The organism is Mangrovimonas sp. TPBH4 (assembly GCF_001280505.1).
Taxonomy (GTDB): domain Bacteria; phylum Bacteroidota; class Bacteroidia; order Flavobacteriales; family Flavobacteriaceae; genus Mangrovimonas_A.
The window spans coordinates 1-12,070 of record NZ_LBIO01000049.1 but is presented as its reverse complement, the minus strand read 5'-3'; the positions used below and the strand labels follow the sequence as shown (position 1 = coordinate 12,070).

Below are 12,070 nucleotides of genomic sequence, written 5' to 3'. Positions count from 1 at the left end.
GGCTGTTTTAAATCTGATAAAGGGCCTTAATTTATGCGGGATTCAGTGAGTTCAATCTTGAAATTTTTATATATTTGGCGCATGAATTCAAGATGGTACATTAGTACTTTAATAATAATCCTTTCACTTTTAGGGGGAATTGCTACAAAACAGCACAATCCGGTTCCAAATCAGGAAATCGTGCTGCAATTCAGCAATGGGGATGTATCATCTGTTGAGGCCAAAACTACCATTGTTAAGCTAACCCAGCAGTTGCAAATAGCAGGTGTTGAACATCTCAAGGTTAGTGAACTTCAAGACGGACAATTAAAAATCACCTATTATAGCGAAGCCGATGTTGCCAGTATCAAGAAGATATTGACAGAGGATAACTTGTTGGAGCTGGGGTATGCAGGAGTTGAGCACAAAAGCCAATCTCCAAAAATTCCGGTCAAAGATTCTTCGGTTAAGTACGATTTGGATGTTTACGAAATCCACAAGGGAGATCCTTCCGCTTTTGATTTAGGTGGAAAGATGGCTGTGGAACTGAAAGCAGACCACGATCGTTCTTTCATGGCACACGAATCTTTATCTGTAGATGTGTTCAGTATTGACACCGTTTCAACAGATATCAAGGTTGCTTATAAATTCTACAAAAATATTGCGCTTGCAATAGACAATATATCCAAGAAAATTCCAGAGGTAAGGGCAGGCCCCAGCTTGAAGGGGATGTTAGGATAAAATTCTTTCCCACAAAATCATCACTTAAAGGAGCTTTCAACTAACTAGAAAAGGAACAGTGAAAGTCTCAAAAAACACAGCTGGCTTTAGGGAGTCATTCTATAAACAGCTAAGCACATACAAAATCATTTAGAATAATTGTCAAATCAAGGGTAAATTCTATATTTGCCCGATTAAAAAATTGACCAATAAATAATTAAAAATGCAAAACAAAGGATTAGTAAAATTGTTTGCACTATTGTTTGGACTGGTAAGTATCTATCAATTATCATTTACCTTTAAATCCAATCAAATAGACGCAGCTGCAGAAGAAGCAGCATTTAGTAAATACGATACTCCAGAAGAAATCAATGCTGAGGAGATTCGTTATTTGGATTCACTTCAAACCTATAAAGTTGAGGTGGACGGAAAAAGACAAGGAATCAAAGTATTTGACATAGGTATTGCAGATTATACCTATAATGAGGTAAAAGACAAGGCTATGAACCTTGGTTTAGACCTTAAAGGAGGTATCAACGTAATTTTGGAGATTTCGGTTAAGGATATCTTGGAAGGATTGGCTAACCATACTACAGATCCTGTATTCAACAAAGCATTATCTGATGCTGAAGAAATCCAAAAAGATGCTCAAGAACCATATTTGGAATCTTTCTTTACAGCATTCGACGTTATTAAAGGAGATACAAAATTGGCCTCTCCAGACATTTTCGCCAACCGTACCTTGAGTGAAGAGGTAACTATCGATATGTCTGATGATCAAGTTAAGGATGTTATCCAGAAAAAGGTAGATGAGTCTATCGTATCTGCCTTTGAGGTATTGCGCAAGCGTATCGATAAGTTTGGGGTAACGCAGCCAAACATCCAACGTTTAGGAAACTCAGGACGTATTCTTGTAGAGCTTCCTGGTGCTAAGGATGTAGAGCGTGTTAAGAAGTTATTACAAAGTACAGCTCAGTTAGAGTTCTGGGATGCTTACAGAGGTGAGCAGTTTTTGCCATTCTTGGCACAAGCCAATGAAGTGTTGAAGCCAATTGTAAATGCTGAAGAGAAAACTGAAACTGAAGTAGCTGAGGTTGCTGAAATGGCAACAGATTCTACTACTACAGAAGAAGGAAACGCAGATTTATTGGATAAATTGGTAGGTGAAACTTCTGCGGATTCTACAGATGTGGAAGCAAATCCAATTTTGGATTTATTGAGAGGTTACGGAGCAGGAGGTGCTTCTGTAGCAACTTTTGAAGCTAAGGATAAAGACTTGATCACGTCTTACTTGAACAATCCAAAAGTAAGAGCTTTATTGCCAGCTGAGCAACGTTACGTGAAATTTGCATGGGGTATCCAGCCTAAGGACAGTGACTATGTAGATTTATATGCATTGGTTGGAAACAGAGAAAATGAGCCAGAATTGAGTGGAGCTGTAATTACAGATGCACGTCAATCTTACAACCAATTAGGGAAGCCTTCTGTAAGCATGCAAATGAACAGTAAAGGTGCTAAGATTTGGGAAGAAATGACCGGTAGAGCTTACCAACAACAAAGCCAAATTGCCATTGTATTGGATGACATCGTGTACTCTGCGCCTGGTGTAAGTACAGGACCTATCTCTGGAGGTAACTCTGAAATTTCTGGTGCTTTCACATTAAATGAAGCAGTGGATTTAGCAAACGTATTGAGAGCTGGTAAATTACCTGCGTCTGCGGATATTGTTCAAGCTGATGAGGTTGGGCCATCTTTAGGTAAAGAAGCTATCGATTCTGGTATCAAATCATTTATGATTGCCTTGGCTTTAGTATTGGTATGGATGATTTTATACTACGGTGTTGCTGGTAGCTTTGCAGATATCGCATTGTTGTTCAATATCTTGTTGATTTTTGGTGTGCTTTCAGGATTGGGAGCTGTATTGACACTTCCTGGTTTAGCGGGTATCGTATTGACCATTGGTATGTCGGTGGATGCTAACGTACTTATTTTTGAACGTGTCAGGGAAGAGATTGCAGCAGGTAAGACTCAGCAGGAAGCAATAAAGGACGGTTTCTCAAATGCATTGTCTTCAATTTTAGATGCTAACATTACAACAGGTCTTACTGCGATTATCTTATTCGTATTCGGTACAGGTCCAATCAAGGGATTCGCAACGACTTTATTAATTGGTATCGTAACATCTTTGTTCACGGCAATTTTCATTACAAGATTGTTGGTAGACTGGTATGTAAACAAAGGAAAGTCTTTAGAGTTCTCTACAGGATTGACAAAAGGTTTGTTCAAAAACATGAACATCAACTTTATCACCAAGAGAAAAGTTGCTTACGTTATTTCTGGAGTTTTATTGGTATTGAGTATCGGGTCTTTGGCTACTAAAGGTTTGGATCAAGGTATCGATTTTGTTGGAGGTAGAACTTACCAAGTACGTTTTACTGAGGATGTAAAACCAGAAGATGTTAAGAAAGATTTGATGGAGAAATTTGGTAGTGCCGAAGTGAAAACTATCGGAAACTCTCACCAATTAAAGATTTCTACAAAATATAAAGTAAATGAAAATTCAGCAGAAGCTGATGAGGAAGTACAAACAATGTTGTTTGACGCCTTGACTCCTTACTTGCCTTCAGGAATCAGCTACCAAGATTTTGCTGATGGTAAAAACAATGTAGGTAAAGTATTGTCAAGTAAAGTTAGTCCAACCATTGCCGATGATATCAAGAAAGAATCGTTTTGGGCGGTATTAGGGTCTTTGGTTGTAGTATTCCTTTACATCTTGTTACGTTTCAAGAAATGGCAATTCTCATTGGGTGCTGTTGCGGCGGTATTCCACGATATTATTATTGTATTGGGTGTGTTCTCTATCACGCATTCTTTCATGCCATTTAGCATGGAAATCGATCAAGCTTTCATCGCGGCCATCTTGACGGTAATTGGTTACTCGCTTAACGATACCGTGGTTGTGTTTGACCGTATTAGAGAAGTGCTTGCAGAGAAATTAGGATTCAAAGGAGGCGCTAATATCAACACTGCAATCAACAGTACATTGAGTAGAACCTTGAATACTTCCCTTACTACTTTGGTAGTATTGTTGGCCATGTTTACCTTTGGAGCAGACTCATTAAGAGGTCTATTGTTTGCCTTGATCGTTGGGGTAGTAGTAGGTACTTACTCTTCTGTATTCATTGCAACACCTATCATGTATGATTCTTTAAAGGATAAAGGTGAAGCACCAAAAGAAGACTAACAATTTCTTTATATAATTTGAAAAAGGCTACCGTTTTGGTAGCCTTTTTTATTGGCTAATTATTAACTAAAAATTACGTTGCCCTCTAATTTTTGAATCGAATATTTGACTAATTTTGAATCGAAAAATTAGACGTTACGTTTATGATTATTTTTGACTTATTGGAGTGTGAAAACACAACTTACAACTCCTAGAAAACTTCTCTTTGTTTCTCGATGGGGAGAAATATTGGAAATTGCCTATGCAGCTTCACTAAAAGGCAATAAAGTAAAAATGTGTATTGAAGATAAGGACTCTCGGGACATTGGTTTTGGAGCGGATATCTATATCTAGGTTTTATTTTCACCATGGAAGCCCTTATGGGCAGAAATTGGGTTCGGAATGGTTGAGGTTGGTAAGGAAACCTATCCTCAAAATGGCCTTTGGTTAGCTGTTAAAGATGAAAATTTGCATAGTTTTTATGCAAAGAATGGCTATGCAAAAAGTGAAAGCAGCGCAACGACAAATGGTAATACAGAAATCATCTATAGTTGTCCGTCGTTGCTTTTAGAGTCTAGTAAAATCGATACGATCTCCAGTACTTAAATTCCATTCATCAGAAAGGCCTCCGTTAATTTCCAATACATATTGGGCTGGGGCAGTGGAAGGCAAGGAACTTTCATCAAAAGGCTTGGCATTTTTGTGGATATTGATAATGGTTTTATCCTTATCAATAAAGATAATGTCCAAAGGAATCCGTGTGTTTTTCATATAAAAACTATGGAATTCTTCCCTTGGAAATATAAACAACATGCCTTGGTTGTTTTCCATACTGTTGCGATACATCAAGCCCGTTTGGGTTTGATAGTCGTCATCTGCAATTTCAATGGAAATGGTTTTTATTTGAGAGTCGGAAGCTGCTTTGTAGAGACTAAGTGTACCTTCTTTTTTAAATTCAACAATAACCTCCTTGACAGCCTTGGGTTCGTCCTTACAGGATATAACCGCTAGAGTTATAAACATGGAGAGGAGAAGAAGGCTTACAATGGATATTTTACGCATTTTAGCTCAATTCAGTTTTCGGTTTGTATACAAACATGAAGTAAAGGCCAATAAGAATAAAAGGAATACTTAACCATTGTCCTGTGTTCAAAGCCCAATCGGCACGTTCTGCATTTTGTGCTTCCTTCACAAATTCTACGCAGAAACGGATAGTCCATAAAAGCACGAGGAACAAACCAAATAAAAAGCCTTGTTGTTTGCTTTTGTTGGTTTTCCAATAGAAGTACCACAAAATTAAAAATACAAATACATATGAAAATGATTCGTAAAGTTGAGCAGGATGTCTTGGAACTTGCATGTCCTGAGGTAGTTGTTTAAAGATCACGCCGTAGTCGCTTCCCGTTGGTTTTCCTATGATTTCAGAATTGATGAAATTCCCCAATCTTACAAATACAGCACCAGACGCTACCGGAATTACCACGCGGTCTAAAATCCAAAGCACGGATTTGTGAAGTACTTTTTTGTTATATAAGTACATGGAAACAATCATGGCTATGGCAGCACCGTGACTGGCCAAACCTTGAAAGCCTGTAAAATGAATACCTCCTTTAAAACTGAACGGTAAAAAGATGCTGAAAAAGTCTTCCTTGAACAATTCCGGCTGGTAAAAAATCACATGTCCCAATCGGGCCCCCAACATAATCCCTACTACAGAATAGATGAAAAGCGAATCCAAAGAGGCGTCACTTTGGTTTTCGTGTTTGTAGATACGTTTCATAATGGCAAGTCCAAGAACAAACGCCACAATCCACATCATACTGTAATAGTGTAAGGTAAAAAAGCCTAAATCGATTCCTTTTGAAGGGTCCCAAACGAAGGATAAAAAATGCATATGATAAAAATTTTCAAGGGTAAATATAGTACTTTGAAAAAGACTACACGTTATGGTTTTGGTAAATTAATCTGTTGGGTTAGGGAACAGGGTCGTAGCCACTGCCACCCCAAGGGTGACAACTCAAAATTCGTTTTATGGAGAGCCAGCCGCCTTTAAAAAGGCCGTGTTTTTGGAGCGCTTCTTTGGTGTAGTGTGAGCAGGTTGGTTGGTAACGGCAAGTAGACGGTGTGAATGGGGATATCATTGTTTGATATACCTTGATAAGAAATAGAAAAGGAGCAATGAGCAACTTTTTCATGAGGCTAAATTATAATTAAATAAGGGCGCAATACTATTGCACCCTTTTATGATATAGGTAGACTGCACAACCAATTAGTTGGTCGTAAAAGTGGTGCCGTCTTTACCGTCTTTTAATTGAATTCCTGCTTCAGCCAATTCGTCTCTAATTTTGTCAGACATGGCAAAATCTTTATTGGCTCTTGCTTCCTGTCTTAATTTGATCAACAGTTCTACAGCACCTGAAAGTTTATCTGTTCCAGAATCTTCTGCAGTTACATTCACCAAACCTAAAATGTCAAACACAAAGGCATGGATCGTTTCCTTTAAAGTCTTTAAATCTTCTTCGGAAATGTTGGCGCTTCCTTCTTTCAATTGATTGATGAACTTAACGGCCTCAAACAAGTTGGCAACCAAAATAGGGGTGTTAAAGTCATCGTTCATGGCGTCGTAGCAGCTCTGTTTCCATTCCAAAACATTGAAAGTAGAATTGCCTGAAGGCGTAATGCTATCCAAGACATTAATGGCATCCATAAGTCTGTAGAACCCTTTTTCACTTGCCAACAAGCCATTATTGGTAAAATCCAGGACACTTCTATAGTGCGCCTGAAGCATGAAGAAACGGGCAACACTCGGTGAATAAGCTTTGGTAATGTGAGGATTGTCTCCTGAGAAAATTTCATTTGGCAAAATGTAATTTCCAGTAGATTTTGCCATTTTCTTACCATTCATGATCAGCATGTTGGCATGCATCCAATAGTTTACAGGTGCGTGGTTGTTGCAAGCTTCGGCTTGAGCGATTTCACATTCGTGGTGCGGAAATTTCAAATCCATTCCACCTCCGTGAATATCAAATTGCTCTCCCAAATATTTGGTGCTCATGGCGGTACACTCCAAGTGCCAACCAGGGAAGCCGTCACTCCAAGGTGAAGGCCAACGCATGATATGCTGTGGCTCAGCTTTTTTCCAAAGCGCAAAATCCTGTGGGTTTTTCTTGTCGGTTTGGCCATCCAGCGCACGTGTGTTGTGAATTAAATCTTCTACATTACGCTTGCTCAAGATGCCGTAAGCCTTGGTTTCGTTGTATTTTAAAACATCAAAATAAACCGAACCATTGACTTCGTAAGCCAACCCATTATCAATGATTTTTTTGATAAGTTCAATTTGCTCTATGATATGGCCCGTAGCTGTCGGCTCAATGCTTGGAGGTAAAAAATTGAAAGTATTCAGTATGTTATGGAAATCAACGGTGTAACGCTGCACAACCTCCATAGGTTCAATTTGTTCCAGACGGGCTTTTTTGGCAATACGGTCTTCTCCAACATCAGCATCGTTTTCTAGGTGACCAGCATCTGTAATATTTCTAACATAACGAACTTTATACCCTAAGTGCTTTAGATATCTAAAAATGACATCAAAGGACATAAAGGTTCTTACATTTCCTAAGTGGACATTACTATAAACCGTAGGACCACAAACGTACATGCCTACATAACCGTCGTTAATAGGTTTGAACGCTTCTTTTTGTCCGCTAAGTGAATTGTATATAGAAATAGGTTGTTGCTCGTATAGTTGCATACTGATGTATTACGTTAGGTTTTTAAACTAAAATTGGGTGTCTAATTTAATATAATCCAGAAATTCTCTACGGGTTTCTTTCTCTTTAAATTTTCCACCAAATTCCGAAGTTACTGTGCTGCAGTCAACATCTCTGATTCCTCTAGAGTTCACACATAAATGTTTAGCATCGATAACACAGGCAACATCTTCAGTATTTAAAACCTCTTGAAGTTCTTTAACTATTTGAATGGTCAAACGTTCCTGTACTTGCGGACGTCTGGCAAAATAATCAACAATACGGTTCATTTTGGAAAGGCCAACTACCGTTCCATTGGAGATATAGGCAACATGGGCCTTCCCTACGATAGGGAGCAAATGGTGCTCACAAGTGGAATACACGGTAATGTTTTTTTCCACCAACATCTCCCCGTATTTGTATTTATTGTCAAAAGTGGAAGCGTTGGGCTTTTTGTCGGGGTTAAGACCTCCAAAAATTTCTTTCACGAACATTTTGGCAACACGCATTGGGGTTCCTTTCAAACTATCGTCGGTTAAATCCAGACCTAAGGTTTCCATAATATGACGCACATCATCCTTGATGATATCGATTTTTTCATCATTGGAAAGTTTGAAGGCATCTTCTCTCATTGGTGTATTTGCCGAAGTACCAATATGATCGTTCCCTAAAGCTTCAAAATCTTCTATGTCGTTTTCTATTTTCATTTCAAAAATTCAAAATAAGCTCTTATTAAACAGATTGCAAAGATAAGCAATTAAAAAAATCAAATTGCGGGTAGGGGTTTTTTAATTTGAGCTGTTATATCATTGCACAAAACAAGTGTTAAAATCATTAAGTAAGTACTAATATTTTATTAAAAATTCCTTAAATTCCGCACCTTTAAAAACTAAACTACAATATGAATTTAAAACTACCCTCCCTACTTGTCGTAGGTTTTGCACTTTTTTTTATAAATATTTCTGTCGGACAAACGCGATCTAACCAACAAACTTTAACAACGATTGTTTACAATGACAATGTAAATGCGCCTTTTACTCAAAAGGAACTTGCGCAAATTGATGAGGTGTATGGAGCTCAGGCCGAAAAGTATGTGTTTAAGTATCCTCAAAGAGTTAAGGAGATTAAGAATTTACTTAGAAACAGAATTAGCATAAGTATGCTGTCCAATCCGCAAGACCAAAAAGATTGTACCCTGTTGTCCGAAGTTCCTTTGTGTAATTATTATGTAAATGATTTAAAGAGGGATATAGTTTTCAATCCAGAAAATTTTAATCCATTAAAATACTTGTTCAATGTAAACGGTCTTTCTGGACAGATGTACCGAGTGGACAACACCAATTATTTCATTATTATAAAGTCTCAATTTCAAAAATAATCCCTCACTACAGAATTATGAAAAGAACACTACTCGTATTTTTCTTGATATCTTCTTTTGTCTCTTTTTCACAGGATCTCCTAATGCAAGATGGAACATTCTCCCAATGTTCTGGTATGTTTTATGACTCAGGAGGAGCGGCAGGAAACTATGCCTCAGGGGAAGATATTGTAATTACTATATGCCCAGAGAATGATGGGCAGCTCGTACAGCTCAACTTTACAGCTTTTAGTACCCAATTAGGAGCAGATACTATGACTATTTATGATGGGGATAGTGTGGCTGCTGACGCTTTTGGGACTTTTGATGGAGCTAACAATCCTGGGTTTGTAACCGCGACGCCCGATAATACATCGGGATGTTTAACCATTCAGTTCGTATCAAACGATTCTGGGGTCACTACGGGGTGGGCTGCTGAGATATCGTGTATGACTCCTTGTCAAACTGTATTGTCCCAATTGGATTCTGCAACACCAACCCCCAACGCTGATGGCTATATTGAAGTATGTATAAATGAGCCGGTGACGGTAACAGGAAGCGGGGATTTTGAATTTGATGGCACAGGAGCTACCTATGAGTGGATATCTAGTGATGGGCAAAGTGCCGAAGGACAGACGGCCACATTTTCATTTGCCGAGCCAGGGGTTTATCTTCTCAACTTGAATGTTAGGGATGGGAATACTAGTGTGGACCCGGAGGGGTGTGCTAACACCAATTTAATTAATCAAGTAGTACAGGTGGCACCGGCACCTGATTTTACTGGTACACAAGCTGCTGAATCTGTCTTGTGTTTTGGAGAGTCAACAACTATTGATGGTGTTGTGAATGCTGTAGAATATATAAATGAATGTACACCACCTGTAAGTGGAACTACCTTTTTGCCTGATGGATCTGGTGCCGTATACAGTACTTGTATCACAGTGGATTGTTTTGCTTCCGACCAAACTTTGACAGACGCCAATCAATTATTGGATGTTTGTGTGAATATGGAGCACTCTTATTCAGGAGATTTGGATATTACCATTATTTCTCCAAATGGTCAAGAAGCCGAATTGTTTGTGCAAGCAGGAGGAGGAACATATTTTGGAGGTGCCAACGATGATAATTCAAATACTCCGGGTGTTGGAGCAGATTATTGCTGGTCCATGTCAGGAACAACATTGCTTCAAAATGCACCAACAATTACAGCAGGGTCAAATCCTCCTGGAAATTCTTGGGCTCCAGGAACCTATTTACCAATAGAATCCTTTGCTTCCTTAATCGGAAGTCCATTAAATGGAGATTGGTGTATCGAAATCGTTGATAATTTAAGTATTGATAATGGCTATATTTTCTCTTGGGGAATGAATTTTGATCCAAATATTCAACCTCCTGAGTTGTCTTTTACAGCTGATATTGAAACAGGATCTTGGGGACCAGATGCCTCAATCATTGATACAACAGATAATGTTATTACAGTGCAGCCTACAACTGCGGGCATGCATTGTTATACCTATACGTCAATTGATAGTTTTGGCTGTGAATATTCAGAAGAAGTGTGTATTGAAGTATTGCCAGAAATCGTAACAGAGGCGCCTAACAATTTATATGTTTGTGATAATGGTGCGCCTCCATATATTTTTAATTTAGAGTCCAATACATCGGTGGTATTGGCTAGTGCCGCTAACCAAAGTGAATTGGAAGTTACTTTCCATGAAAGTCAGCAAGATGCCGATGATGATACCAATGAAATTTCTACATCTGGTGCATATCCTGGAACGGACGGGCAAACTATTTATATTAGGGTTGAATACTTGGATTCTGGATGTTACGAAGTGTTGCCGTTTACGTTGAATGTTACAGGACAGCCTACAATTAATTCTGTGCTGGATTTGGAACTTTGTGACGATATAAGTAATGATGGCTTTGAATCCTTTGACCTAACCGTTCAAGATTTTGGAATTTTAGGGCCACAGCCAGGTAGTGACTTTTTAGTGACTTATTATACTAGTTTTGCCGAAGCAGATGAGGGTGCTGGAGCTTTGGTAAGCCCTTATACAAATACAGTGAATCCGCAACCAATTTATGTGAGGGTGGAAAGTGTTGGAGATTCCAATTGTTATATTGCATCTGCAAATCCTGTATTCAATTTAATAGTGAACCATAGGGCGGAAGCTTTTGAATCGACAGATCTTTATCTTTGTACTGAAGATGCTTCTAGTCCAGATCAAGCTACGTTCGACCTCACCTCTCAGGACAGTTTCATCTTGGGAGCTCAGGACCCTTCGGTCTATACTGTAGGGTACTATACCAGCCTTACGGATGCCGAACTGGCCCAGGGAGCCATCGCGACACCATCGGCCTATGGCAACACCACGAACCCACAGACCATTTATGTAAGGGTGGAGGACCCTGCCTATCCAGACTGTTACGGTACCTCCAGTTTCCAGCTGTTTGTGAACCCATTGCCAAGCTACGTGGACCCGACCCCGTTGGAAGTGTGTGACGACAACGTGCCTGACGGTTCAACGGACATTGACCTTACCATAAAGAATTCAGAGATCAACGGAAACAACCCCGGTTATTCCGTAAGTTATTATAATTCACTTGCAGATGCCGAGTCAGGGGCCAATGCCCTTGCCATCCCATATTTCGGAATGACGGGAGAGACGGTTTTCGTACGTATAGAAGATATCCAAACGGGCTGTTACAGCACCACGACTTTGGAGCTTGTGGTAGAACAGGCTCCGGAGGCCAACATCCCTGACGCGTTGGAGTACTGTGATGCGGACAGCGACGGCTTTGGCGTGTTCGACCTTTCGGATGCGGATGCGGCCATCACTGGCGGTGCGACGGGCCTTGTGCTGACCTACCACGAGACCTTTGCGGACGCGGACAACGGTGTGAACGCCCTGTCTAGCCCCTACAACAATATTGTGGCCAATGACCAGATCCTCTATGTGCGCGTGGAGAGCGCCACGATCGCCACGGACTGTGCGACGATCGTTGAGCTGGCCCTTGTGGTGCACCCGACGCCACAGC

Annotated in this window: 10 protein-coding genes; 5 read left to right on the top strand and 5 right to left on the bottom strand. The window is 39.7% G+C overall.

What is annotated here, in order from left to right; translation table 11 throughout:
* The first annotated feature begins 81 nt into the window (after positions 1-81).
* From ZA05_RS09045 to ZA05_RS09035, 3 genes are all read left to right on the top strand, one after another.
* Complete coding sequence (locus ZA05_RS09045) at positions 82-720, top strand: hypothetical protein (RefSeq protein ID WP_053991377.1); 639 nt, start codon at positions 82-84, stop codon at positions 718-720.
* A 202-nt stretch (positions 721-922) separates the two neighbouring features.
* Positions 923-3,943: a protein translocase subunit SecDF gene (gene secDF, locus ZA05_RS09040; protein ID WP_053991376.1), complete on the top strand. Its 3,021-nt coding sequence runs from the start codon at positions 923-925 to the stop codon at positions 3,941-3,943.
* Positions 3,944-4,111: 168 nt separating this feature from the next.
* Positions 4,112-4,276 carry a hypothetical protein gene (locus ZA05_RS09035; RefSeq protein WP_157514633.1) on the top strand — a complete coding sequence of 55 codons (165 nt, stop codon included), beginning with the start codon at positions 4,112-4,114 and terminating at the stop codon, positions 4,274-4,276.
* A gap of 213 nt (positions 4,277-4,489) precedes the next feature.
* Here ZA05_RS09035 and ZA05_RS09030 read toward each other — a convergent pair whose 3' ends face one another.
* The 5 genes from ZA05_RS09030 to folE all read right to left on the bottom strand — a co-directional run bounded on the left by ZA05_RS09030 (position 4,490) and on the right by folE (position 8,378).
* Entirely contained in the window at positions 4,490-4,984 is a 495-nt protein-coding gene (locus tag ZA05_RS09030; protein WP_053991374.1) for a DUF192 domain-containing protein, read from the bottom strand.
* Position 4,985: 1 nt separating this feature from the next.
* The gene (gene lgt, locus ZA05_RS09025) at positions 4,986-5,816 is read right to left on the bottom strand and encodes a prolipoprotein diacylglyceryl transferase (RefSeq protein ID WP_053991373.1); all 831 of its coding nucleotides are present in this window, start codon (positions 5,814-5,816) and stop codon (positions 4,986-4,988) included.
* A gap of 79 nt (positions 5,817-5,895) precedes the next feature.
* Positions 5,896-6,117: a membrane protein insertion efficiency factor YidD gene (yidD, locus tag ZA05_RS18025; protein ID WP_076664186.1), complete on the bottom strand. Its 222-nt coding sequence runs from the start codon at positions 6,115-6,117 to the stop codon at positions 5,896-5,898.
* A 74-nt stretch (positions 6,118-6,191) separates the two neighbouring features.
* Complete coding sequence (cysS, locus tag ZA05_RS09020; protein ID WP_053991372.1) at positions 6,192-7,673, bottom strand: cysteine--tRNA ligase; 1,482 nt, start codon at positions 7,671-7,673, stop codon at positions 6,192-6,194.
* Positions 7,674-7,700: 27 nt separating this feature from the next.
* Positions 7,701-8,378, bottom strand: coding sequence for a GTP cyclohydrolase I FolE (gene folE / locus ZA05_RS09015; protein WP_053991371.1), 678 nt, complete (start codon positions 8,376-8,378; stop codon positions 7,701-7,703).
* Positions 8,379-8,572: 194 nt separating this feature from the next.
* On the opposite strand from folE, the gene ZA05_RS09010 reads away from it, so the two are divergent.
* Complete coding sequence (locus tag ZA05_RS09010) at positions 8,573-9,049, top strand: hypothetical protein (RefSeq protein ID WP_053991370.1); 477 nt, start codon at positions 8,573-8,575, stop codon at positions 9,047-9,049.
* 17 nt (positions 9,050-9,066) lie between these two features.
* The coding region (locus ZA05_RS09005; RefSeq protein WP_157514631.1) for a PKD domain-containing protein at positions 9,067-12,070 on the top strand (3,004 nt) is incomplete at its 3' end.